Below are 24,117 nucleotides of genomic sequence, written 5' to 3' on the forward strand. Positions count from 1 at the left end.
CTGTAAATTAGCGGTTTGCAAGGGATTGCGCTCTTTACAAAAATCCGCCGAGCCGTTAAGGTGGCTGCCGGAAACCTCCCCATCCCAACCGAAACCTGACCGGCCATGAACATTTTGCTCATCAATCCCCCCAACTGCGGGCGCTCGATTCCCGAGGAACGCTACGGGATCACCAGCATCAAGCAGATCTTTCGCGGCGAGCCTCTGGCCCTGGAGACCTTGGCCGGCAACCTGCCTGGGCATGAGGTGCGAATTGTCGACCTCAAAGCCCGCCCCGACGGGTTGGATGAGGCGTTGCGCCGCTTTACCCCCGACCTGATCGGCTTCACCGCCGTCACCTGCGAGGCCAACTGGGTGCGGTCCCAGGCGCCACGACTCCAGGCGGAATGCGACGCGACGCTGGTGGTCGGCGGCATTCACGCCAGCAACGATCCGGAATTTTTCAACGCTCCCGGCATCGACTACGTCGTCCTCGGCCTCGGCAAACAGAGCCTGCGGGAGCTGGTCGAGGCCATTGAAACCAGCGCCGACACGACGAGCATCCCCGGCGTCGCCCACACCAATCCGGGTCGGCCGCTGCGCTGGCGGCCCCGCGCCTACAGCCGCGTCGATCTGGTGGAAGAGCGGCCGCCCCGCTACGACCTGGTCGCCGGCGAGCGCGACCGCTACACCCTGGCCGCCCTCGGCGTTCCCCTCGGCTTCGTCAGCTCGGCCTTCGGCTGCCCCTACGACTGCTCCTTCTGCTGCATCGCCGGTCTCACCGACAGCCGTTACCTGAGCGCGTCCATCGCCACGGTCATCCGCGATATCCAGCTCCTTAGCGATGTCCCGGTCATCCGCCTGGTCGACGCCAACACCTTCGGCCACCCCGAGCACGCCCGGGCGCTCTGCCGGGCCATCGTTGGCGCCGGCATCGACAAAACCTTTCTCGCCGATGTCCGCGCCGACACCGTCGTCCGTCACCCGGAGCTGCTGCGGGAATGGCGGGAGGCCGGGCTGCGCTCGGTGGTCATTGGTTTCGAGGAACTCAGCGACCAGGGCCTCGACGCTTTGAACAAGTCGGCCTCCGCCGCCGCCAACCTGGAGGCGATCGCCATCCTCCACCAGTTGGGAATCAACATCGTCGGCGACTTCATCGTCTCCCCTGACTATGTCGAAGCGGATTTCGCCCGTCTGGCCGCCTACGTCGCCGAGCAGCGGATAGGCCTGCCGATCTATACCGTCCTCACCCCCCTGCCCGGCACGGCCCTGCACCGACAGCTGCGCTCGCGCATCGTCAACCACGATCTCGACTACTACACCCTGGCCAACGCCGTGCTTCCAACCCGGCTGGACGAGGGGGAATTCTATCGCCAATTCGCCGCCCTCTACCAGGCCGGCCACAAAGAGGTCAAACTCTGAAAATCATGCCCATGGATGTCTTCATCACCGACCTTGCCGCCTTTCTCCCCAACGCCCCGGTGGACAACGACCGGATGGAAGAGGTTCTCGGGATGGTACACCAGTTGCCTTCCCGCACCCGGCGCATCATTCTTCGCAACAACAAGATCGAGCGCCGCCATTACGCCATCGATCCGGCGACCGGCGCCACCACCCACAGCAACGCCGAACTGACCGCCGAGGCGATCCGCCGCCTGCGCCCCTATCCCGGCTTCACGACCGCCGCTATCCGCTGCCTGGCCTGCGGCACCTCCTCCCCCGACCAGACCAAACCCGGCCACGGCTCCATGGTCCACGGCGAACTCGCCGCCGCCCCCTGCGAGGTGGTGAGCACCGCCGGGGTCTGCGTCGCCGGCATGACCGCCCTCAAGTACGCCTGGATGAATGTCGCCGCCGGGCTGGCGGAAAACGCCGTCGCCACCGGTTCGGAGCTCTCCTCCACCTACCTGCGCGCCCAACTCTGCGGCAACGGGCCGACCGACGCCGACCTCGATGCCCAGCCTCAACTCGCCTTCGACGCCGACTTTCTGCGCTGGATGCTCTCCGACGGCGCCGGCGCCGCTTTCCTCACCACCGTTCCGCCCGACGACCGCCTCGCCCTGAAGATCGAATGGATCGAGATCGTCTCCTTCGCCCATCAGTTTGAGGCCTGCATGTACTCGGGGGCGGTGAAGAACGCCGACGGCAGCCTCACCGGCTGGCGCGAGTTCCCCCCCGAGGAGGCCCTGCGCCGCCACGTCATGCATGTCAAGCAGGACGTCAAGCTGCTCAACAACGAGATCGTCCCGACCTCGGTGGCGCGCACTCTGCCGCCGCTCATCGAAAAATACGGCCTGCGCCCGGAAGGGATCGACTGGTTCCTCCCCCACTATTCCTCCGACTACTTCCGCCGGCCGATTCACGACCACCTGCAGGAAATCGGCTTCCCCATCCCCTTCGCGCGCTGGTTTACCAATCTGGCGACCCGGGGGAACACCGGCTCCGCCTCCATCTACCTGATGCTCGAAGAGCTCTTCCATTCCGGTCGCCTCCAGCGCGGCGAGCGCCTGCTCCTCTTCGTCCCTGAAAGCGGGCGTTTCACCATCAGCTACGCCCTGCTCACCGTCGTCTGAAAAAAAATGGGGCACGGCCTCGCGCCATGCCCCGTCCTTTCTACTCAACCACCACTAGCGATGCGACCCTTTTCCTTTGTCTTTTCCTTTGCCTTTATCTTTCCCCTTACTTTTACCGCCATCCCGGCCATAATCCTCAACCCGCCGGTCGCGTCGATCAGTGCGGTCGGGATGCCAACCGAGGTCGCCGCGCTTGAGGGCATGGAAATCGGCCGAGCCGGGCTTGATGCCGAGACTCTGGGCGAGCGCCCCCCAGCCCTGCCCCTGGCGCGCCTGATATTCCCGCAGGACGACGTCGAGAGGCTGCCGTGTCCGATTACTCAGCCACAGAGCGAGGGCGGCGTCGCCGTGGCGGGAAACGGTGCGCAGGGCCAGATCAATTTCGGGGGCGGAAGCACCGAAATGGGCGCCAAGGTCGGCCCGGAAGCGCCCCAGGTCGGCACCGGCATAAGCAGTGAGGCGGTTGAGATAGGCGTCCATGTCGGCGGAGGCGACACCGGCGCCGAGGGTGAAGAGCATCAAAGCGATCAACAGGGTTCGTAAAATCATGAAAAATCTCCTTTTTCTGGACGTTTGCGTTAGCCCCGCCCGCCTGTTTCGGCCAGTTTGCGGGAGACAGCATCGACCATCTGCTGATTGAGCTTTTGCACCACCTGATACCAGTCGATACTGGAACCGACGCCGTGGTCTTCAGCGAGGAGGGGCTGCGGCCCAGCCCCGTACAGTTCGTAATGGGTATCGAGAGAAGTGGCGCCAGCACCGAAACCGACGATGATGCGCGCCGCCTTGCTGCCGGAACGGTAGGTGACGATGCGCACGCTCAGCAGATATTCGCCGTCGGCGCCGGAAAATTCCCCGCGACTGCCGATCAGCCGCGCCTGATAACCGGCCTTGCCCAGCATGCGCAGCAGATCCTGTTCCATCCAGGCGCCGACCTGATTGTACTGGTTGGCCCGATCCGGGTCGAGTTCCGGGGTGACGCCACGATCGGAAAGAACGGCAATGGCGTAGCCGCCTCCTCCCGCGCGCGTCGGCGCCTTGACCTTGGGACTCGCAGCGCAACCGACCAGCAACATTACCAGCAAAAGCACCCCTCCCTGCAACAGCTTCCTCATGTTCAAGCTCCTTTCCCATGCAATCCGGTTGACGACAAGGGCCTTTAGCCCCGCTCCTTGCGAATGAACTCGGCCAGGGTGCGCAGCGAGGCGAGCACCTCGCGGCTGGTATCCTGGCCGCCGATACGCACTTCGTAGGCCTTCTGCACCGCCACCACGATCTCCACCGCGTCGAGGGAATCGAGCCCCCAGGGGGAATCGGGACCGATCAGCGGCGCGTCGGGAAAGACCTCTTCCGACGCGTCGGGAATGTTGCAGCTGTCGACGATCAGGTCGCGCAGCGCTTGTTCGAGGTTGTCGGCAGACAAAACTTCCATACGTTTCTCCATCAAATCATCACGATTGAAGATCAGCGCCCGCCGCTGCGGCGCCGGGCGAAAACGAGCCAGGCCAGACCCAGGCAGGCGGTGGCGAAAAGCAGCAGTGATGCCAGTTGCGGTGCGATCCGCGCCAGGTCGCCGTCGCGGACAAAGAGTTCGATAAAACCCTCCAGCCCCCAGGCCAGCGGCGACAGGGCGCTCAGGGACTGCATCGCCGGGGGCATGGCGTAGACCGGCACCATGATGCCACCGAGGGCCGCCGCCAGCACGATCGAAACGGGGCCGAGCATGGCCGCCTGCTCGTAGCTGCGCACCAGGGTGCCGATGAGCAGGCCGTAGCCGGTGGCGGCCAGGGCGCAGGCCAGGATCAGCAGGATCAGGGCCGAAAGATCGCCGCCGAACTGCAGGATCGGGGTGCCGAAGCGGGGAAGGAGCAGCCGCCCGACCAGCAGCATGACCAGCGCCTGGGCGCAGCCGACGAGCACATAGGCGGCGAGCTTGCCGCCGAGGAGGGGAAGGCCGGAAACGGGGAGGCTCAGCAGCCGTTGCAGGGTTCCTTCCTGACGTTCCCGCAGCAGCGCCCCGGAGAGAGGGACGACGATGAAAAACATGCCGAACAAGGTCCAGGCGGGGACGTTCTGTTGCACCGAGTCGGGCTGGGCGATGATTTTTCCGGCGGCGATTTCCGCGCGCACCGCCAGCAGTTCCTGGTCCTGCCAGGCAAAGGTGACGGCGGGGGGCGCCGGCGCGCCGGGCAGGTTCCCATAGGGGCCGAGAGCTTTGCCCGCCTGCTCGGCCACCTGGCGGGGCAGCACTTCCCCCAGCTGTCGACCCTTTTCCGCGACCTCGAGACCGAGGGCCGCCCGCCGCAGGGCGTTGACCAGGGTGGCGCGAAAGGCTCCCTGCACCGCCGGGTCGAAATAGACGGCCAGTTCCAGGGGATTCCCGTCATCCTCGGTCGCTTCATTCGCGGTGAAGGCGCGCCGGGCGAGGGCTGCGGCGCGCCGCTCCAGTTCTTCGCCGAGCCCGGCGGGGATCACCAGGGCAAAAGGATAGTCGCCGGCGGCGACCCGGCGGCGAGCCTCGGCCTCGCCTTCGGCGTCCCCTGCCGCTTCGACCAGTTGCACCGCGCCGCTCTCCTTCAGACCGTCGACCAGGCGCCGCGCCGCCGGGCCGCCGTCGCGGTCGACCAGCAGCACGCGGATGCTCCCCTCGCCGGTGAGCTTGAGGACGTTATCCTGCACCAGCGACACCACCAGGACCAGCACCATCGGCATGAGAAAGAGCAGGGCCAGGCCACCGCGATCCCGGGAAAGGAGCAGCAATTCCTTGCGCAGAGTGGCGAAAAAAGCGCCCATGCCGTCAATCCCGCAGATGGCGGCCGGTGAGGCGCAGAAAGAGCTGTTCGAGATCGCGGCAATCGGGCTGTGCCGCCAGCAGTTCCGCCGGCGCCCCCAGGGCGACCACCCGCCCGGCATCGACAATGGCGATGCGGTCGCAGAGCTGCCGCGCCTCTTCCATATAGTGGGTGGTGTAGAGCAAGGTCATCCCCTCGGCCTTGAGGCGCGCCAGATTCTCGAAAATGACGTTGCGCGACTGGGCGTCGATGCCGACCGTCGGCTCGTCGAGAAAGAGCAGGCGCGGCCGGTGCAGCAACCCGGCGGCGAGATTCGCCCGCCGTTTCATCCCTCCCGAGCAGGCCTCCACCAATCGCCCCCCCTGGGCTTCGAGGCCGACCATGGCCAGGCAGTCGCCGACTTGGGTCTTCAATCCGGCCCCGGCCAGCCCGTGCAGACGGCCGAAGTAGGCGAGATTTTCCGCCAGGGTCAGGCGCGGGTAGAGGGCGATTTCCTGGGGAACCAGGCCGATCAGGCGCCGGACCTCTTGGCAGCGACGCCCGGGATCGAGACCGAAGAGGCGGACGCTGCCGGTCGTGGGACGCAGCAGGGTGGCGAGGATGGAGATGGCGGTGGTCTTGCCGGCGCCGTTGGGGCCGAGCAGGCCGAAGGTCTCCCCGGCGAAGATCTCCAACTCCAGTCCATCCAGGGCCGGCTGCTCGGCGCCGGGGTAGCGCTTGACCAGTTCCCGCGCGGCGACGGCGAGCTCTGCCGGGGCACCAGCCGTCGTCACCGGATCACCCCGGCGAGGTCGCGAAAGAGGGCCTCCTCGCCATCGGCGCAGCGGCGCAGCCATTCGCCCAGCTCCGGGCAGGCCTCGGCCACGGTGATCCGCCCCTTGCAGGCCCGGGCGGCGAGCAGGGCGAACTCCCGCCAGCCATCGCCGATGCCGGTCATCCGCCGGGAAAGATCCAACAACTCGGGCCGTTCAAGGATCCCGGCGGACTCCTGAAGAAAAGCGGCGTACATGAAGCGGAAACCGCCGCCACCGGTGCCGATCTCCTCCTGCATGCGGATGAGATGGCCAAGATGCTGCACCGTCCGCCGTTCACCGAACTTGCGCGGCCAGCCCTCGATCACCCGGGCCAGCCGGCGCATGCCGCGCACGCCGATGAGCGGCACCGGGTTGCGCAGGTTGCGGCAGACCTCGCCCATCCCCGCCCGCACCGCGCGGCGCAGGTCGGGCTCGGTCGGCACGGCGGTCAGGTAGTAGATGCGTCCCTTGGGCGCCAGATCGCCGGCGGCAAAACGCGCCCGGCGCAGATCCTCGGCCGGGCAGAGAACCGCCTCGTCCATCACCGGGTCGCTGATCAGGTAGGTTTCTCCCTGCTTGCCGTAGACCACCAGATTGTGGGCGTTGAAATGAAAACGCAACGCCGGCGGCAGATAAGGGAGCCAGTAGACGCTGGTCTGCGCCCCCACCGGAATCCCCCGGTCGAGAAGCTCGTCGAGAGCGGCCATGCCCGCCTCGGGATCGCGGAAACGGCGCCCCTCGACCCGCACGCCGAGGCGCTGGGTCGCCGCCTTGAAGATCCCTCCCGGGCCCTTGCGGTAGGTGACGAGGGGTAGGCGGTTGAGACGGATAAAGGGGAGGTAGCCGAAAAAGAGGCCGCCGCCGATGCCGAAGGCCAGGGCCTCGGAGAGGTGGATTCCCTGATGGCGCAGGAGATTGGCGGTCGCCCCGCTTTCGCAGTGGGCCGCTTGGCGATGGACGAAGGGGATGCTCACCGGGATTCCTCCGTTTCGTCGATCTCGGGGACCTCCAGCTCGGGGGTCTCCGGCAACCGGCACAGTTCCTCGACGGAAAGGTGCAGTACCTCGGCGTAGCGCGCCAGCAGCCCCCGATCGAGGCGGGCGAAGATCGCGGGCCGCAGATGCCGCCGCACCCGCCAGCGAAACAAACCCGTGTACCGGGCCAGCAGCGCCGCATCCATCTGCCGCCAGGCCATGTGGTAGGCGAGAGGGCTCTTGCGCCCAGCCAATACCTCGCCATGGATCGCGGCAAGCTCACGGGCAAGCTCCTGCCAGGCCTGACGGTTGGCCAGGTTGACCGGGTTCCAACCGGCGGTAGGGGCGAGCACATAGCCGCCCTCCTCGTCGAGGGCGTAACAGACCGCCTTGCGCTCCCCGAAGAGGCCAGGATGTTGCGGAACTTCCTGTTTTTTCATGCTACTCCCTCCGCAAGCGGATCCAGCCATAGGCGTCGTCGCGCCCGAATTTCAGACAGCACAGCTCCCGCCCGGCCAGGGCTTCCCCCTCCGGCAGCCGGTCGTCCCGGCAGGCCAGGGCCGCGACCGCCAGATCGAAGGCCGGCCCCGCCGGCAGGCTGCCGTAAACCGGGGCATAGGCGGCGCACCGGGCCTCGGCGGGGAGATGGCGGGGATAGTTCGCGCCGCATTCCCGGTGGCCGTCGGCGCCGAGCAGATAAAGGGGCGCGGCGTCCAGCAGTGGTGGGCGTACAGCGGCGTTGCCCTGGCGGACCTCGCTGATCCGCCCATAACGGGCCGCGCCCGAAGCGGCGGTGAGCAGAAAAAAGGCCGCGCCCTCGCCGGGGACGGCACTTTGCCGGTCGAACTCGAAAGGACAGATGAGATCCGAGGGTTCGGGGAAAAACCGCCCCCAGCAGTAGCGCAGCACCGCGCAGGCCTCGTCGACCCCGCCGAAAAGAACGGCGTCGACCCGCCCTTCGGCCAGCCAGCCCTGGGCGGCGAGCAGAGCCGAGGGGACGGACAGCTCAAATTGGCTGACGGTGAGATTGGGGCCGGTGATGCCGAGGAGGATGGCGACGTGGGCGGCGGCGGCGTTGTGCACGGAGCTGGAAAAATGGGTCGGCGAAGCGAGGGCGTCGCCGCCGTCAAGGACGGTGTCGAGGAAGGAGAAGGTGGTGGCGCTGGCGCCGTAGCCGGTGGCGACGATCAGCCCCAGCCGTGTCCGATCCAAAGCCGGCAGCCCGGCATCCTCCAGGGCGAGGTGGGCGCCGAGCAGGGCCAGCCGGGAAAAATGGTCGATGCGGCGCAGAGCGCGCTTGTCGACGAAGCGCTCCAAGGGGGCGGTATCGGCGAGCAGGGCCGGAATCTCGCCGCCGGCGAAGGCCGCCGGGCGCGTCGGCACCGCTCCGCCGGCAAGCGCCGCCGCGAAATCCTCCAGCCCGCAGCCAAAACCGCCGACCAGCCCGATCCCTTGAATGGCCATGGTGTTCATAATCAATCCTTTAAAAAAACCAAGGCAGCTCTCGCCCGCTCCTTACAGTCGCTCGAGCTCACAGAGAGAAAAGATTTTTCGATTTTCTCCGCGTTCTCTGCGAGCTCAAGTGAGCGAAGCGAACAGGCGCGAGGCCGGTTTAAGCTTTGCCCCTGTTCCCCCGCCCAAAGACCAGCACCGCGTTGTTGCCGCCGAAGGCCAGGGATTGGGAAATGGCCAGCTCGCCGGTCGCGGCGGTGGTCTGCGTCACCGGGGTTGCAGGCAGCTCCGGGTCGGGCTCGACGAAGCCGATGCTGGCGGGGATTTCCCCCCGCTCCAGGCAGGCGACGGTGAGGGCCGCCTCGATGCCGCCGGCGGCGCCGAGGGTGTGGCCGGTATAGCCCTTGGTGGAGAGAAACGGTACCTGCGGCAGCATCGCGGCCAAAACCCGGCTTTCGACCCGGTCGTTGTCCGCCGTGCCGGTGCCGTGGGCGTTGACGAAGGCGATCTCCGCCGCCGTCGCCCCAGCTTCGGCCAGCGCCTCGATGAGCGCCCGCTGGAGCCCGGCCCCCTCGGGATGGGGCGCGGTCAGATGGTGGGCGTCGCAGGCCGCGCCGTAGCCGCGCAGAAAAGCCCGCGCCGAGCGGGAGCCGCGCACCGCTTCGCTCTCCAGCACCAGCACGCCGGCCCCCTCGCCGAGGTTGAGCCCTTTGCGGCGGCGGTCGAAAGGGATCACCGGCGCATCGGAGGCGATCATCAGGGCGTGAAAACCGTTGCAGGTGGTGCGACAGAGCTCGTCGGCCCCCCCAGCCAGGGCCAGGTCGCAGAGCCCGGCGCGAATCCAGGCGGCGGCCAGGCCGACGGCGTCACTACCGGAGGAACAGGCGTTGACCACCGTCTGGCAGGGGCCGTCGAAGCCATACTCTTTCGCCAGGCTCGCCGCCGGGTTGCTGTTAAGAAAGCGGCGGATCGGTGCCAGCGACGGATCCTGCCCTTGCCGGTATTCCCGGTAGAACTCCTCGTTGTTCATGGCGCTGCCGACGGTGGTGCCGAGACAGACCCCGACCCGCAAGGGACGCAGCGACTCCCGGCTCCACCCGGCATCGGCCAGGGCCTCGTCGGCGGCGGCCAGGGCCAGCAGGCTGGTGCGCAGCAGATCGTCGCGACCAGCGAAATCCTCGGCCACCTCGAAAACCGGAAAGGGCGTCGGATGGCTGGTGGCGAAACGGCGCGGCGGCGCCGGGGCGCGCTCGCCGCGAAAGAGCGCCGCCAGCGTTTCCGGCAGGGTCCTGCCGGCGGCGCAGATGCAACCGAGGCCGGTGACGGCCACCGGAGCGGGGCTCCTCATCCCTGCCGTTTTTTTTCGATGAAGGCCGCCAGGGTGGCGACGGTCTGCAGGGCCGGGCGCCCCTCTTCCATATCCTTGATCTCGACGCCGAAGTGCTTCTGCACCAGCACCACCAACTCCACCGCGTCAAGGGAATCGAGCCCCAGTCCCTCGCCGAAGAGCGCCATATCGTCGGTGATCTCCGCGGGGGTCAGATCTTCGAGGTTCAGCTCCTCGACCAGAATCTTTTTCAGCTGGTCCTTGATGTCCATATGTGAAACTCCTCTCCGTTCAATTATTTGGTCTCGTCATTCTGCCACATATCGAAAAAATTGAAAAACTGGTAGGGGTGCTCCCGGGTGAATTTTTCCAGAGCGGCGGCAAATTCCGCCACATAGGGGGCGAAGGCGGCGCCGCTGCGTCCGGCGATGGTCGGCACACGGATGATTTTGGCCAGTTCCAGTTCGTAGCTCGCCGGGCCGGTCTTGGCGGAAAAGAGGACGGCAATGGGCGCGCCGGTGGTCGCGGCGAGCTTGTAGGCGCTGAAAGGCAGGCGCGCCGGGCCGCCGAGAAAGTCGACGGTGACGGCGTTCTTGTCGCTGCCGAGCAGGCGGTCGCCCATCACCGACAGCACCTCGCCGCGCTTGAGGACGGCGAGCATCTCCAGAGAGCCGCCGAGAAAGCCCCGGGGGTCGATGATCCGATAGGGGCATTCGCGCCCGGCGTGCTCGAAGTAATGGCGGTCGATGTCGCCGTCTTCCCGCTGCATGAGCAGGCTCACCGGGGTTTCCAAAAAGCCGAGGGCGCTCATCGCCGCCTGCCAGCAGCCGACGTGGGCGCCGATCAGGATCAGGCCCTTGCCCTCCGCGAGCAACTGGAGCAACTCCTCCTTGCCGCGCAGCCGCACCGCCATGCACTCGGGACCGAGGATGCCGACCACCGCCCGGTCGACCAGCACCTTGCCGAAATCGAGGAGAAGCCGGCAGCCGTGGCGGAAAAGTTGCCGAGCGGTGGCGCCGGGAAAACGCCGGCGCAGGTAAGGCTCGCCCTTGCGCCGCAGATCGGGGCGCAGCAGGGCGTAGTAGGCGACCACGAAATGGAGCAGAACGTAGGCGGCGCGCCGCCCGCCGAGGTGAATCAGCAGATAGAAGATTCCGTGCTGCAGACGCGAGCCGACGCTGCGGCTGTGCCAGGATTGGGCTTTGGCGGTCATTTCCGGTTCAGTTCGGGACACGGCCGCTCCTCAGCAGAAACTGAGCCATGACATAGATGATCCCCGCCGTCGTGAGCGCCAAAAGGGGCCCGACCAGCAGCGAGCCGAGCAGCCACTCGTAAAGGCGCTCCAGCCCCTGGTAGCCGAGGGTTTCCAGGGAGATCTCGGTGAGAAATGTGCCGTGACGCAGGTAATAGCCCACCCCGATACAGAGGGCCGGAACGAGGGGGGGCATGCACAACTGACTGGCGCCCACCGCCGCCACCTTGTTGAGGCGGAAGAAGGAGCAGACGAAGAGAATGGCCAGGGTGTGACAGGCGATCAGCGGCAGCGCGCCGAGGAAGACCCCCACCCCGCCCGCCGTCGCCAACTGTCCGGGGGTGGCATGCTCGGTCAGCAAGGTCTGGATCGAACGCAGGGGATGAAGAACGCTGACCTTGAGTTCGCCCCCCTCGTCGGCGACCAGTTTGCGGTGCGGCCAGGGCAGGACCGAGCGCAGGGTCAGATGGGTGTTGAGCAGGGTCAAACGCAGATTGTCGCGAAAGGCCTTGAAATGGGATACGCGCTCGCCGGGCGGGGGATAATGAACAGCGATGTCGACCTCGCGCAGCGGCACCCCGGCCCAGGCCGCCCGGACCAGCACTTCGATCTCGAAGGAGTAGTGGCGCTGACGCAAGGGGAGCCCGTTCAGCACCGCCAGGGGATAGGCGCGAAAACCGCTCTGGGTGTCGCTCAAGGTTTTTCCGGTCTGCAGGCGCAGCCAGAAGTTGGAGAACCTGCGACCGAAGCGGGACGAACCCGGCACGTTGGCGGTGTCGAAATTCCGGGCGCCGACGACAATGGCCATCGGCTCCGCCGCGACCGCCGCGGCAAACTTCGGGAAGTCGGCCGGGTCGTGCTGGCCGTCGGCGTCGATGGTGACGATGTGAGTCATCCCCAGCCCCCGGGCCAGCCGCGCCGCCGTCATGATCGCCGCCCCTTTCCCCTGGTTCAGGGGATGGCTCGCCAGCCGCACCGGTAGACCGTACAGGGTGTCGAGGGGCCGATCAACGCTGCCGTCATCCACCACCAGCACCTCGGGATGCACCGCCAACGCCCGCTCCACCACCGCCCGCAGGGTCGGGGCGTGGTTGTAGACGGGGATGACGATGAGGATGCGCGGCGCCGCCATCGTCACGAATCCCCCAGGCGCCGGCTGTCGCGGGCGAATCGCAAAAAGCTGCCGGCGTTGAGGGCGAAGCGGCGCCAGCTGTCGGGGGATTTCCAGAGCATGGCGAGATAGCCGAGGAGGACTTGTGGGCGCTGGAAGTGGCTTTTGTAGTAGAGGGTGAAAAGTTCTTCCAGGCGCTCGCGGGTCATGCCGCTGGGGACGAACTGGAAGTGCATGCAGTCCATCTTCGCCCAGTCCTCGTTGAAGCTGCCGAGTTCGTGGGCGTTTTCGTAGATCGGCGTGCCCGGAAAGGGGGTGAACTTGGAGAGGTTGAAGTCGTCGATGGGCAGGGAGAAGACGTACTCCATGCTCTTGCGGATGCTCGCCTCGCTCTCGCCGGGCAGGCCCATCATCAGCAGCCCCTTGACGCGGATGCCGGCCGTCTTGATCTGGCGGATCTTCTCGGCAAGCATGGCGAGGTCGGGATTCTGCCGGTGTTTCGCCAGCAGTTCGGGGTCGCCGGTCTCGATGCCAAGGCTGGCCATCCAGCAGCCGGCGGCCTTCATCAACCGCAGCAGCTCGGGATCGACGTGCTCGGCCCGCACCGCGCAGTTGTAGGTCAGTCCCAGCGGCTCATCGATCAGCTTCCGGCACAGGGCCTCGACCCGGCCCCGGTTGAAGGTGAACTGGTCGTCGTAGAAGTTGACGTGACGCACGCCGAAACGTTCGCGCAAATAACGCAGGTGGTCGTAGAGGTAGTCGGCCGAGTTGTAGCGGAAGGTGCGGCGGAAGACGCTGCGGTCGCAGTAGCTGCAGGCGTAGGGACAGCCCCGGCTGGAGATGCAGCTGCTGTTGGGCGCCTTGGGGTAGTTGAAGATCGGCAGCTGATAGGCCCTGGGGTAGCCGGCGAGCTTTTCGTAGGCGGGAAACGGCAGGGAGTCGAGTTCCAGACCCGGTTCCCGGTAGCCGGTGAAGCGCGGCACGCCGCCGTCGCGGAAGACCAGCCCGGGGATCTCCTCCAGCTTCTCGCCGCCGGCGGCAAGGAGCGCGGCCAGCGTCTCTTCCCCCTCGCCGACCACGACGATGTCGACTTCCGGGAAGTCGGTCAGCACCCGCTCCTTCAGCGCCGAAACGTGGGGGCCGCCGAAGACGGTACGGATCTCCGGCCGTTCGCTCTTGGCCAGTCGCGCCAGGCGGACGCCGTCGAGAAAGCTGGAGGTGGTGCAACTGAAGCCGATCCACCCCGGCCGTGTGCCGCGCAAAAGCTCCCGGATGCGGCTTTCTGCGTCGGGATGGGCGTGGCAGTCGACGAGATCGACGGCGAAACCCTGACGCTCCAGCCAGGCGGCGATGCTCGCCAATCCCAAAGGGGGCATGATGTTGGCCAGCCGCGAAATGTCGCGCCCGGCCGCTTCCGCCTCGTAGCCCAGGGGATGCACCAGCAGGATGCGTTCAGCGGCAGCCATGCCCCCTCCGCGGCTTGTCGAAAGCGATCAGCTTGTCCCAGAGCAGCCCGCGAAAGCCGAAGTCCTGCATCACCTGCATGCGCTTCTGCCCCTCGGAGGGGGGGAAGATGCGGTCGCGACAGCCGTGAAAGTCCTGTTCGATGGTCGCGTTCATCCATTCCCGGTCGAGGCCGGGGGCGAAGTAGTAGAGGGGATGGAGCAGCGACTGCTCGGCCGTCACCAGCCCCTCGCGGATGGCGCGGAGGTGCAGGGGGGACTTGCTCAGCAGGCGGATGCCGGAAAAGGCGAAGACCACGGTATGTTCCAGCCGCGCCAGATTGGCGAGGCCTTCGCGCACCGTCGCCTCGGTTTCACCGGGACCGCCGAAGATGACGAAATGGGCGCAGGGGAGGCGTGCGGCGACACAGGCGCGGTTGACCGCCTCGACCTCGGCGAAGGTGAAGCCCTTGCCAAGCCCGGCCAGGGTGGCGTCGCTGGCGGCGTCGGTCCCCAGTTCCAGGGCGTAGAGGCCGGATTGTTTGAGCAGGGTCAGTTCCGGGGAACCGAGCCCCTGGGGACGGAAGAAGGCGCTCCAACGCAACTGCACGCCGCGCCGCAGAATCTCCTCGGCCACCGTCAGGTAATGACCGGCCGGGTCGTTGAAGATGGAATCGGTGAAGAAGAGTTGGTCGATGCCGTGTTCCCGTTGCAGGCGCTCGATGTCGTCGACCACCGCCTCGGGCGGACGGCAGCGAAAGACCTGGCCTTCGAGGCCGGGATAGGTGCAGTAGGCGCAGTGGAAGGGGCAGCCGCGCTTGGTTTGCAGATTGGCCATCCCCGAGCGTTCGCGGTAGAAGGCGACCAGCTCCGGCACCAAGAGCGGCGCCGCCATCTCCGCTCCCGAGAGCCCCGCCCCCGGTTCGCTGGCCAGGCGCGGCAGCGGCCGCCCCGCCGCCCAATCCTCCAGCAACCCCACCAGCACCCGCTCCCCTTCGCCAACGACGCCGCAGTCGGCGCCGAGGTAGTCGAGAATCGACTCAGGCATGATCGAGAAAGCCGGGCCGCCGACGATCAACGGCGCCTTCGTCGTCTCCCGCACCAGGGCCGTCAGCCTCCGCGTCCGGGCGAGATACCAGCCCTCCTCGCCATCGAAAGAGTCGACGTTATCGATATTGCGCAGGGAGAGGCAGACGACCTCGGGGGCGAAATCCAGCAGGGCCGCGCGCAGCGCTTCCTCGGACTGGTCGGCGGCGAGAAAATCGAACTGGCGCAGGGTATGGCCCGCCTGGTCGAGCGCCCCGGCGATCACCGCCATCCCCAGAGGATAGACCGGATAGGGCTCGGTGACGACGTTGGCGGAGAGGAGGAAAATCCGGCTCATGCCGTCGTCCCGGCCGTCCTGAAGCCGCGCCGGGTGCGGGGGTTGTAGCGGCGGTAGGTGCCGTCGTCCATTTCCCGGCGCATCACGGTCTTGAACAGCTCGCCCATCCTCAGGGCATAGCCGCCCCCGGCGTAGAAGGTGTCCCAGGCGTAATAGAACATTTCCTGCAACTTCTCCGGCGACATCCGTTTCGGTTGGAAGACGACCTTGTCGGCGCTGTAGTCGAGCCAGTTGTTGGAGAGGATGCGCCCTTCGCGCTCCAGTTGGGCGCGGATCGGCGAATGGGGGAAGGGGGTCATGATGGTGAATTCGGCGACGTCGAGTTCCACTTCCATGAGGAAATCGACCAGCCGCTTGATGGCGTCCTCGTCCTGGTCATCGGTACCGAGGATGATCGTCCCCTCGATGCCGATGCCGTGCTCCTTGAGACGGCGGATGCGGTCGCGGATGGTGTCGGAGGTGTCGAAGACCGCCTGATAGACGTACCAGGCGCCGGCGTCGGCGGCCAGCTTGAGGATTTCCGGATCGTCGAGGATCGGGTGGGAGACCCACTTCTTCTTCAGCGGGATCATCGCCGTGAACAGCTCTTTCAGCCACTGACGGTCCTGGGCCAGGGAGTTATCGACGATGAAGAGGCGGTTGTTCTCGATCGCCTCCATCTCGGCGATGACCTGATCGACGGGCCGCGGCCGAAACTTTTTGCCGCCGAGGTAACCGGTGCAGCAGGGGAAGCAGTCGAACTTGCAACCGCGCGAGGCGTGCACCAGATCGAGCATCTGCACCCCCCGGTAGTTGTAGAGCTCGCGCTTGAGAAGGTCGCGGCGGGCGGTGCCGACCAGGCGGATGTCGGGATGGTTGTTCATATAGTCGTAGACCGGCTTCAGCCGCCCGGCCTGGAAATCGTCGATGACCGCCGCCATGCGCCCTTCGGCTTCGCCAAGGAAAACGGCGTCGGCATGAAGCGCCACCTCTTCGGCATGCAACATCACGGCGATACCGCCGAAGATCACCGTGCGTCCCTGCTCACGAAAGCGGCGGGCGATCTCGAAGGCACGGGGGAGCTGGCAGCTGAGCATCACCGACAGGGCGACCAGATCGGCGCTCGCAGCAAAATCGACGGCTTCCAGATTCTCGTCGACAAATTCGACCTCCACCTCCGGCGGCAGCGTCGCGGCAAAAACCACCGGCCCGTGCGGCGGCAGGTGAAACTCGGTCTGCCGCTCCAACTTCGACCAGCGCGGGTAAATTAGCAGCATTTTCATCAACTTAACCTTCCTGGCTCTGGTTTAATCTTGAGGGTGTCCCGGTTGCAGAACCTCCACCGGCCCCTTGTGGATCTCAGCGCGAAAATCCTCGGGAATTACCGCCCAATCGAGCAGATCGACGAGAATCGGCAGGGAGCTTTCCGCGAAGGCCGTGCGCAATTGGTTGAGGTGGGGATGGGAACGCTCGGGGGCTTCAGGGTTACGAATCAGCAGATCGAGATCGCTACCTTCATGGGCATTGCCGTTGACGCGACTGCCGAAAGCGAGCACTTCCGCATCGGGCACATACTGATCGAGCAGCCGCCGCACCTCGGCCAGCCACTCGGGTCGCAGATCAAGCATCGCCTTGTCCCAGGCGCTCCCGCAGGGTGCTTTCCAGGGTGCGGGCATCGGCAATAAACCCCGGCAGCAGGGCCAGGGTTTCCTCGGCGAAAGCGACACCGTAGTCATGGGCGGTGCTATTGCGGTTATCGCGGTAGTCGAACCAGCGCTCCACGGCGGCAACGCTCAGCAGACCATGCTTGCCCCCATGGCGGAGCAGCTCCTTGAAAGTGAGCCGATCCATCTCGCGCGGATTGCCGCTATAGTCCTTGAGCGCCTTGCGCAGCAACTTCCCGGCGGTTTCCAGAGTCAGCTCGAAACCCTTGACCACCGCATTGCGGAAGATTTCATATTCGATGGATCCCGGCGCCGCCCCCTGCAACAACAGCAGAGACGATTCAAGCGTATCGATACATCGCGCATAATGGGCGGTATTCAACGGCATGGCGAAAACTCCGGGGAAACCTTCAGAAGGAGGGGACGGAAGCGGAGGTCTGCGGCGCGAAACTGCCGGGGAGGGCTTCCGTCACCATGGCGGGCGCGGAAAAATAGTAACTGATCGCCCGGCGGGCGTATTCGCCGGCGCGGGTGCCGATGAAATCCTCGTGGCCGACCATGACCGAAACCACCAGTTGCCGCTCTCCCTGCCGTTCCTTGGCATAGCCGACAAACCAGTCGTAGCGCACGTCGCGGGTGCTGTTGCTGATCGAGCCGGTCTTGCCGCCGAGACGCAGATTACCCAGAACCGCATCCGTCTCGTGACCGCGAAAGGCCTTGCGAGCGGTGCCGGTGGCGACGGTGGTTTCCATCATCCGCTCCAGTTCCCCGGCGGCGCGAGGGGACATGATCTGCCGTCCCGGCACGGGCCCGGCCTGATAGAGCAGCTCCCCCTCCTCGTCGGCAATGCGCTCGACGACCGATTGCGACGGCATCCGCCCCTCGTTGAGAACCGCCGCGACGACTGCCGCGCCATGCAGCGGGGAGATGGTCGTCTGACGGTTGAAGCCGCTGGCGACCTCCGCCCAGTGATAGGGGTCGTCACTGATCTGAAAGCGGCTGGGGGGGAGACTGACATCAAAATCGAGGGGCTGGTTGAAGCCGAAAGTGGCGGCGCCCCGCTCCAGCAGCGGCCGGCCCAGGCGTAGTTCGCCAAGCTTACCGAAAACCGGATTGATCGAGTCGGCGAAGGCCTCGGCGAAGGGGACGGTAGTCGTGTTGCGGTCGACCCGTTCGGTCAGCTGCCCTTTGTAGAGGGTGTGCTTGCCGCCGTTGAAATGCATGGGCGAGTCGGCGGAATAGCCGAGCAGATCGACCGCCGTCGCCGCCGTGACGATCTTGAAAATGCTGGCGGCGGGAAATTCACTTTGCAGGCAGGGATTGCACCCGTCATCAGTGCGGTCGAAACCGGCCAGGGCCAGCACCCGACCACTGACGGGGTCCATGACGACAATGCCGAGATGGCGGGAATTCTTACGGTCAAGGCCGGTGAGCAGGAAGTTTTGCAGATCGGGATCGAGGCTGGTCTCCACCTGCAAGATGCCATCGGCGACCGGCAGAATGAGATTTTTCTCGGTCAGATTGGCGAACATCCGTACATCGAGCAGTTGCCGCACCTGCTCCCGGTTGAGCGGCCCATCGATCTCGGGCAGAACCTCAGCCACCGGCACAGAAGCAGGGTCCGCCGCCGGTTCCGAAATCGGCCCAAGTTCCGCCGACGCCGTTACCAACGCTGCCGACGGCGGCGCGGCGACCACCGAAGCGGGAGCCTCGTCACCACCGCGCATAAAGCCGAACAGGCCGAAAAACGCCAGCAGCACGAGCCCTGCGACCACGACCGGGGCGACAGGGAAGGTCCGCCGCTTCCGGCCGCGCGGCCAGGCACAACGGGGATACTTTCTGGGGAGGGAAGACTGATAGTCGCGCCAACTGCCGACCTGGGGACGACGGGACCAAGATTTTTTTGAAAAAGACATGAGCAGCCTGACAGGAGGAAAACGGCAGGGTTTGATTCGTCAATCAACCACACGGATCTCGGAATCATACGACAGCCCCGACAGATTACACCAACTTCCCGCCGTGATGCATTAAAAAACCCGTGTCAGAGGGAAAAGATCGCGACGGATCGGGCCTCCGCGGCCGCGCCGGAAGCCCGGAAAGGGACCGTCACTCCTCCCCGCCCCGGACGGGATGGAGGCTGAAAAGCCGCACCCCCTGGCGGATGTAATCGAGGCAGGCGACGACGGTGATCAGTCCGGTCAGGCAGAACAGGGGAAAGAGCGGCCAGGGGAAGAGACCAACGACCGCCATGAGAATCAGTCCGGTCGTCAGAAACTGCAGGAGGGTCGCCAACTTCCCCCAGAGGCTGGCGGTGGCGACGAAGCGGTAGCCGGCGACATAGAGGATGGCGGCGCCGATGCCCACGTAAAGATCCTTGGCCACCACCGTCACCGCCAGCCAGGGAGGCAACAGTCCCTGAACGGCCAGGGCGACATAGGCGACGGTGGTCAGCAAGCGATCCCCCAGGGGATCGAGAAAGGCACCAAGGAGGGATTTCTGCCCCAGGCGGCGAGCCAGGAAGCCGTCAAGAAAATCGGAGAAGCCGGCCACCAGAAAAATCCCCAGGGCCAGGGGATAGTACCGATAGATGACCGCCACAAGAAAGGGCGCCACCAGAAGGATGCGCAACAGGCTGATCGCATTGGGAAGATTCATCCGCCCTCCAATCGGGGATGGCGCGGCCCGTACGCTTCCGGCATCCCTCTAAAATCAAGTATGCCGGATTTTTTCGTGATGCCAATGGCGGAAGCTGGCAAGAGGGGGAAACGAGCAGGACGAAGGCGGCGGAATCATGAAGCAAAGAGAGCGAAGAAACCTTGGGTGGGCTGGCAGATTCAGGGTTTCTGCCTGGGCAGATGGCAGACCATACACTCTTCCTTGTGCGGATGCGCCGCAGGCAGCGAGCCTGGCTTGTGGCAAGAAACGCATTGCTTTTCCAACGCGATGCGCTTTTCACCGCCGTCCAGTCGCCGGTAAAAAACCTGATGCTCCTCGTCAGCCGGCACTTCCGGGCCAAGCTTCTTCTCCGATCCCAGAAACAAAAAGCCCAAAACGGCGGCTGCGACGACGACTAGGCTGATGTCGATTTTGGTTATTTTCATAGGACTCTCTCTTTCATAAGGCAAACGGCGGAGCCGGGTCGCTGGGTCCGGCTCCGCCGCTTTTCATCCTTGCCTCAAGCCGATCCTCAGTTTTCGCCCGCCCCTTCGGCCATCAGCTTCGACAGGGCCTTGGCGAAGGCGACCGGGTTGCGCGGCGCCTCTCCTTCGAGGAGCAGGGCCTGATCGTAGAGCAGGCCGACATACTCCTTGAGCCGGGGGCTCTCCTTGTCGGCGGCGAAAAGTCCCTTCATGCGCGCGATCAGCTCATGATCGGGATTTACCTCCAGCACCCGCTGGCCCTTGGGCACTTCCTGGCCCATGGCCTGGAACATCTTGACCATCTTCGGGTCGAGATCGTGCTCGCCGGCGACCAGGCAGACCGCCGAATCCTTGAGGCGTCCAGAAACGCGCACGGCGGCGACCAGATCCTTCAGCTCGGCCTTCATCAGTTCCAGCAGATCGCCGAACTCCTTCTGCTTTTCTTCCTTCTTGCCGTCGCCCAGGTCGAGGTCGCCCTTGATCGCCGACTGGAATTCCTTTTCTTTGTAGACGCCGAGGCCGCTGATGATGATGTCGTCGAAGTCGTCGGTCATGATCAGCACTTCGATCTCTTTTTCCTTGAACACCTCCAGATAGGGGGAGGACTCGACGGCGGCGCGGTCGGGGCCGGTGATGTAGTAGATCTCCTTCTGCTCCGACGACATCCGTTCGACGTATTCGGCCAGGGTGATCTTCTTGCCGGGCTCGGTCTTGGTCGATTCGAAAAGAAGCAGGTCGGCGATGGTCTCCCGCCGCTCGAAATCGTGATGAATGCCTTCCTTGAGGATACGGCCGAACTGCTCGTAGAAGGCACCGTAGGCCTCCATATCCTCTTTTTTCATCTCGGCCAGGGTGTCGAGGATCTTCTTGGTCAGGCTCTTCTTGATGACCGTGACGGTCTTGTTGTCCTGAAGGATTTCCCGGCTGACGTTGAGGGGCAGATCGGAGGATTCCACCACGCCGCGCACGAAGCGCAGGTAGGTCGGCAACATCGCCTCGCAGTGGTCCATGATCTGCACCCGGCGCACGTAGAGGGTTGGGCCGATCTTGTAATCCTGATAGAAGATGTCGAAGGGGCGCTTGCTCGGCAGGTAGAGCAGGGCCGAGAACTCGGTGGTCCCTTCGGCGCGGTAGTGGATCACCCGCGCCGGATCGGTGAAGTCGTGGGAAATGTGTTTATAGAATTCGTTGTATTCCTCGGTGGTGATCTCGGCCTTGTCCTTGAGCCAGATCGCCTTGCGCGAGTTGAAGGTTTCCTCCGTCGTTTCGCTGACGGTCTTCTCCTTGTCCTCGGGATCGGGCGTGGAGCGGGTCACGTTCATGACCACCGGATATTCGATGAAGTCGGAATACTGCTTGACGATCTTGCGCAGCTCCCACTCTTCAAGATACTCCTTGGCGTCTTCCTTGAGCTTGAGGATGACATCCGTCCCCTTGGTCGGCTTCTCGGCGTCTTCCAGGGTATAGGTGCCGTCGGCGTTGGACTCCCAGAGCACGGCGTGCTCGGCGTCCGCGCCGGCCTTGCGGGTGAGGACGCTGACCTGGTCGGCAACCATGAAGGCCGAGTAGAAACCGACGCCGAACTGGCCGATCAGCTCAGGATTGTCCTTGACCTCGCGGCTCTCCAGCAGCTTCATGAACTCCTTGGTCCCCGAGTGGGCGATGGTGCCGAGGGCCTCGACCGCTTCGTCGCGGGTCATGCCGATGCCGTTGTCCCGCACCGTCAGGGTGCCGGCCGCTTTATCGGGGATCAGTTCGATCTTCCAGTCTTCGCCCCCTTCGAGCAGGGACTTGTCGGTGAGCGCCTGATAGCGGGCCTTATCGATGGCGTCCGAGGCGTTGGAGATCAGCTCGCGCAGGAAGATTTCCTTGTGCGAGTAGAGGGAGTGGATCATCAGGTCGAGGATCTTGTTGACCTCGGCTTTAAACGGGTGCTTGTTCGCGGTCATTATGTCGCTGCCTCCTGTGGGGATAAATGGGATGAATGAGCGGAACCGGCGGTCAAGATAAGCACGGCCGCCGTCGATGTCAACCCGAGGGGGTGGAAATCCCCTGCTTTTTTCAAGGTTTCATCCTTCAGGCCGGGCGCACCTCCACCCGGTTGTCGTAGAAGGTACTCCCCTCCCCCTGGTCGGTGAGGCGCTGGGAGGTGAGGGCGTTGACGGTGCGCTCGCCCGGGGCGAACTCCCGCCACCAGACCCCCGCCGCCACCACCACCCCGGACGGAACCGCTCCGTCGACTTTCAGGACGAAACGCACCTCCCCCAGCTCGTTGTAAGCGATGACCTCCGCACCGTCCCGCAAGCCGCGCGTGGCGGCGTCGGTAGGGTTCATCCGCAGCGACATCCCGCCCTGGCGGGCGCGCAATTCGTCGCGCTCGTAAAAGGTCGAGTTGAGGGCATGACGGGAGGGGGCGGTCATCAGACAGAGAGGCAGATCGCCGCCATGCGGGGGGAGAAAGACCGGCAAGGGGTGGGGCTGAGCCGGGTTGAGCAGCTCGATCTTGCCCGAAGCCGTGGCATAGACGGGCAGCCCCGGCGGTAGCCGCAGTTCCACCGCCTTCCCGGCGGCGAGGGCGGCGAGATCGATCCCGTCCCGCATCGGGTGCGGCTGGGCAAGCAGGCGATCGATAAGCTCGTCGGCGCTCTGGTGGAAAAAGGGTTCGTCGAAATCCATGGCCTCGGCGAGCAGGGCGAAGACTTCCCAGTTCGATTTGCTCTGCCCCACCGGCGGGATCGCCGCCCGTACCCGCTGGATGCAGTAACTGCCGTAGGCGCGGTAAAGATCGCCGTATTCCAGGGAACTGGTGGCGGGCAGAACGATGTCGGCGTAGCGGGCGGTATCAGTGAGAAAGCGCTCGTGGACGACAGTAAAGAGGTCCTCCCGCGCCAACCCTTGAAGCACCTGGTTCTGGTCGGGCGCCACCGCCGCCGGGTTGGAATGATAGACGTAGAGACTTCGCACCGGCGGATCGCGCAGTTCATTGAGCGCCTCGCCGAGGCGGTTCATGTTGACGACGCGACTCGGAGTCGCCATGAAATCTTCGCGCAGCACCTCGTGCATGGCGAAGGCGCCGCTGGTGCTGGTGCCGCTGAGACAGCCGCCGCCGGGCTTGCCCCAGGCGCCGACCAGAGCCGGCAGGGCAACGATGCAGCGCGCCGTCATGGCGCCGTTGCCGTAGCGGCAGAGGCCACCGCCGAGGCGGATGAAGGGGGCGCGGGCGGTCCCGAAAGCGCGCGCCATCTCGCGCAGGGTCGCTACGGAAAGTCCGGATAGTTCGCTCACCCGTTCCGGCGGATAATCGGGGAGCACCTGTGCTTCAAGCTCGGCGAAGCCCTGGGTCGAGGCGGCCAGAAAGACGCGGTCGACCAGTCCCTCCCGCGCCAACAGATGCATCAGTCCCAGGGCGAGGGCGCCGTCGTGCCCCGGCTTGACCAGAAAGATCCGATCCGCCAACTCGGCGGTGGCCGTGCGGTAGGTATCGATGACCCAGACCTGTGCGCCGCGTTCTTTCGCCTGACGGACGCCGTGGAGAAAATGGAGGTTGGTCGCCAGCGCGTCGATCCCCCAGAGGATGACCAGATCGCTCTCCGCCACCGTATCGGGATGGGGCGCCGGGGTCGTCCCCATCACGGCCTTCCAGCCGACCTCCTTGGCCGGGGAGCAGATGGTACGGGCCAGACGCGAAGCGCCGAGGCGGTGAAAGAAGGGATGGCCCGAGTTGCGCTGGATCATGCCCATGGTCCCGCCATAGGAATAGGGCAAAATCGCCTCGGCCCCGGACTCGCCGATGATGTTCCGCCAGCGGCCGGCGATGCGCTCGATCGCCTCATCCCAACCGATCGCAATGAATTCCCCCGCCCCCTTGGCGCCGACGCGCAGCAACGGCGTGGTCAGGCGGCGCGGGGAATGAACCGTCTCCTGGTAACGGTTCATTTTCGGGCAGAGAAAGCCGCGCGTATGGGGATGCTCCGGGTCGCCGGAAATCTTGACGGCCCGGCCCTCTTCCACCTCGACCAGCAGGCCGCAGGCATCGGGACAATCGTAAGGACAGACGGAACGCTTTATTTCCTTGGGCATGGATCGTCCTTTCGTGGACAAGAAAGGATCAAGAGGCGAGAAGATGACATTATAGTGCCGGCCGGCGGGAAAGAAAACCGGCGTTGTTAATCATGATCTTTTTAATAGAACAGCGTTTGACTATCTTCCATGATTCCATTATCTTTATAGATAGAATCGTAAATAAGCAGCCGA

24 protein-coding genes are annotated in these 24,117 nt (G+C 65.1%); 2 read left to right on the forward strand and 22 right to left on the reverse strand.

The window, feature by feature from the left end; genetic code table 11:
* The first annotated feature begins 105 nt into the window (after positions 1-105).
* Positions 106-1,401 (forward strand): B12-binding domain-containing radical SAM protein, encoded by a 1,296-nt coding sequence (locus BQ4888_RS12840; protein ID WP_092057657.1) that lies wholly within the window; start codon positions 106-108, stop codon positions 1,399-1,401.
* Positions 1,402-1,412: 11 nt separating this feature from the next.
* On the forward strand, positions 1,413-2,552 hold the full coding sequence (locus BQ4888_RS12845; protein ID WP_092057658.1) for a beta-ketoacyl-ACP synthase III: 1,140 nt from the start codon (positions 1,413-1,415) through the stop codon (positions 2,550-2,552).
* A gap of 54 nt (positions 2,553-2,606) precedes the next feature.
* Here BQ4888_RS12845 and BQ4888_RS12850 read toward each other — a convergent pair whose 3' ends face one another.
* The 22 genes from BQ4888_RS12850 to BQ4888_RS12955 form a co-directional block, all read right to left on the reverse strand.
* Complete coding sequence (locus BQ4888_RS12850; RefSeq protein ID WP_092057659.1) at positions 2,607-3,101, reverse strand: hypothetical protein; 495 nt, start codon at positions 3,099-3,101, stop codon at positions 2,607-2,609.
* Positions 3,102-3,130: 29 nt separating this feature from the next.
* On the reverse strand, positions 3,131-3,667 hold the full coding sequence (locus BQ4888_RS12855) for a DUF4410 domain-containing protein (RefSeq protein WP_092057660.1): 537 nt from the start codon (positions 3,665-3,667) through the stop codon (positions 3,131-3,133).
* Positions 3,668-3,711: 44 nt separating this feature from the next.
* On the reverse strand, positions 3,712-3,984 hold the full coding sequence (locus BQ4888_RS12860; RefSeq protein WP_092057661.1) for a phosphopantetheine-binding protein: 273 nt from the start codon (positions 3,982-3,984) through the stop codon (positions 3,712-3,714).
* Between the two features lie 32 nt (positions 3,985-4,016).
* Positions 4,017-5,345 (reverse strand): ABC transporter permease, encoded by a 1,329-nt coding sequence (locus BQ4888_RS12865; RefSeq protein WP_170232866.1) that lies wholly within the window; start codon positions 5,343-5,345, stop codon positions 4,017-4,019.
* Positions 5,346-5,349: 4 nt separating this feature from the next.
* Positions 5,350-6,117, reverse strand: coding sequence for an ABC transporter ATP-binding protein (locus BQ4888_RS12870; RefSeq protein WP_240746345.1), 768 nt, complete (start codon positions 6,115-6,117; stop codon positions 5,350-5,352).
* On the reverse strand, positions 6,114-7,112 hold the full coding sequence (darH, locus tag BQ4888_RS12875; RefSeq protein WP_092057664.1) for a BtrH-related acyltransferase DarH: 999 nt from the start codon (positions 7,110-7,112) through the stop codon (positions 6,114-6,116). Before darH ends, BQ4888_RS12870 begins: the two co-directional genes overlap by 4 nt.
* Positions 7,109-7,552, reverse strand: a complete 444-nt coding sequence (locus BQ4888_RS12880) for a DarG family dialkylresorcinol biosynthesis protein (protein ID WP_092057665.1) — start codon at positions 7,550-7,552, stop codon at positions 7,109-7,111. Before BQ4888_RS12880 ends, darH begins: the two co-directional genes overlap by 4 nt.
* Position 7,553: 1 nt before the next feature.
* Positions 7,554-8,585, reverse strand: coding sequence for a beta-ketoacyl synthase N-terminal-like domain-containing protein (locus BQ4888_RS12885; protein ID WP_205748010.1), 1,032 nt, complete (start codon positions 8,583-8,585; stop codon positions 7,554-7,556).
* Positions 8,586-8,724: 139 nt separating this feature from the next.
* Complete coding sequence (locus tag BQ4888_RS12890) at positions 8,725-9,894, reverse strand: beta-ketoacyl-[acyl-carrier-protein] synthase family protein (protein ID WP_240746346.1); 1,170 nt, start codon at positions 9,892-9,894, stop codon at positions 8,725-8,727.
* 14 nt (positions 9,895-9,908) lie between these two features.
* Positions 9,909-10,163, reverse strand: coding sequence for a phosphopantetheine-binding protein (locus BQ4888_RS12895; protein WP_092057667.1), 255 nt, complete (start codon positions 10,161-10,163; stop codon positions 9,909-9,911).
* 23 nt (positions 10,164-10,186) lie between these two features.
* Positions 10,187-11,125, reverse strand: a complete 939-nt coding sequence (locus tag BQ4888_RS12900; RefSeq protein ID WP_240746347.1) for a lysophospholipid acyltransferase family protein — start codon at positions 11,123-11,125, stop codon at positions 10,187-10,189.
* Positions 11,112-12,275: a DUF2062 domain-containing protein gene (locus BQ4888_RS12905; RefSeq protein WP_176374260.1), complete on the reverse strand. Its 1,164-nt coding sequence runs from the start codon at positions 12,273-12,275 to the stop codon at positions 11,112-11,114. The genes BQ4888_RS12900 and BQ4888_RS12905 overlap by 14 nt, the downstream gene beginning before the upstream one ends.
* Before the next feature lie 2 nt (positions 12,276-12,277).
* The gene (locus tag BQ4888_RS12910; RefSeq protein ID WP_092057670.1) at positions 12,278-13,720 is read right to left on the reverse strand and encodes a B12-binding domain-containing radical SAM protein; all 1,443 of its coding nucleotides are present in this window, start codon (positions 13,718-13,720) and stop codon (positions 12,278-12,280) included.
* Positions 13,707-15,080 carry a lipid biosynthesis B12-binding/radical SAM protein gene (locus BQ4888_RS12915; protein WP_092057671.1) on the reverse strand — a complete coding sequence of 458 codons (1,374 nt, stop codon included), beginning with the start codon at positions 15,078-15,080 and terminating at the stop codon, positions 13,707-13,709. The genes BQ4888_RS12910 and BQ4888_RS12915 overlap by 14 nt, the downstream gene beginning before the upstream one ends.
* Positions 15,077-16,342 (reverse strand): B12-binding domain-containing radical SAM protein, encoded by a 1,266-nt coding sequence (locus BQ4888_RS12920; protein ID WP_092057672.1) that lies wholly within the window; start codon positions 16,340-16,342, stop codon positions 15,077-15,079. The genes BQ4888_RS12915 and BQ4888_RS12920 overlap by 4 nt, the downstream gene beginning before the upstream one ends.
* Before the next feature lie 24 nt (positions 16,343-16,366).
* Positions 16,367-16,687, reverse strand: a complete 321-nt coding sequence (locus BQ4888_RS12925) for a nucleotidyltransferase family protein (RefSeq protein WP_092057673.1) — start codon at positions 16,685-16,687, stop codon at positions 16,367-16,369.
* A complete protein-coding gene (locus BQ4888_RS12930; protein WP_092057674.1) occupies positions 16,680-17,111 on the reverse strand; it encodes a nucleotidyltransferase substrate binding protein in 432 nt (143 codons plus the stop codon). The genes BQ4888_RS12925 and BQ4888_RS12930 overlap by 8 nt, the downstream gene beginning before the upstream one ends.
* A gap of 22 nt (positions 17,112-17,133) precedes the next feature.
* Positions 17,134-18,639, reverse strand: coding sequence for a penicillin-binding transpeptidase domain-containing protein (locus BQ4888_RS12935; RefSeq protein WP_092057675.1), 1,506 nt, complete (start codon positions 18,637-18,639; stop codon positions 17,134-17,136).
* A gap of 190 nt (positions 18,640-18,829) precedes the next feature.
* Positions 18,830-19,378 carry a CDP-alcohol phosphatidyltransferase family protein gene (locus tag BQ4888_RS12940; RefSeq protein WP_092057676.1) on the reverse strand — a complete coding sequence of 183 codons (549 nt, stop codon included), beginning with the start codon at positions 19,376-19,378 and terminating at the stop codon, positions 18,830-18,832.
* 179 nt (positions 19,379-19,557) lie between these two features.
* Positions 19,558-19,824: a hypothetical protein gene (locus tag BQ4888_RS12945; RefSeq protein ID WP_092057677.1), complete on the reverse strand. Its 267-nt coding sequence runs from the start codon at positions 19,822-19,824 to the stop codon at positions 19,558-19,560.
* A gap of 86 nt (positions 19,825-19,910) precedes the next feature.
* Positions 19,911-21,812 (reverse strand): molecular chaperone HtpG, encoded by a 1,902-nt coding sequence (htpG, locus tag BQ4888_RS12950; RefSeq protein ID WP_092057678.1) that lies wholly within the window; start codon positions 21,810-21,812, stop codon positions 19,911-19,913.
* A gap of 127 nt (positions 21,813-21,939) precedes the next feature.
* A complete protein-coding gene (locus BQ4888_RS12955; protein WP_092057679.1) occupies positions 21,940-23,943 on the reverse strand; it encodes a molybdopterin oxidoreductase family protein in 2,004 nt (667 codons plus the stop codon).
* Between the last annotated feature and the right edge of the window lie 174 nt (positions 23,944-24,117).

The sequence above is a fragment of the Desulfuromonas acetexigens genome, from assembly GCF_900111775.1.
Lineage (GTDB): Bacteria > Desulfobacterota > Desulfuromonadia > Desulfuromonadales > Trichloromonadaceae > Trichloromonas > Trichloromonas acetexigens.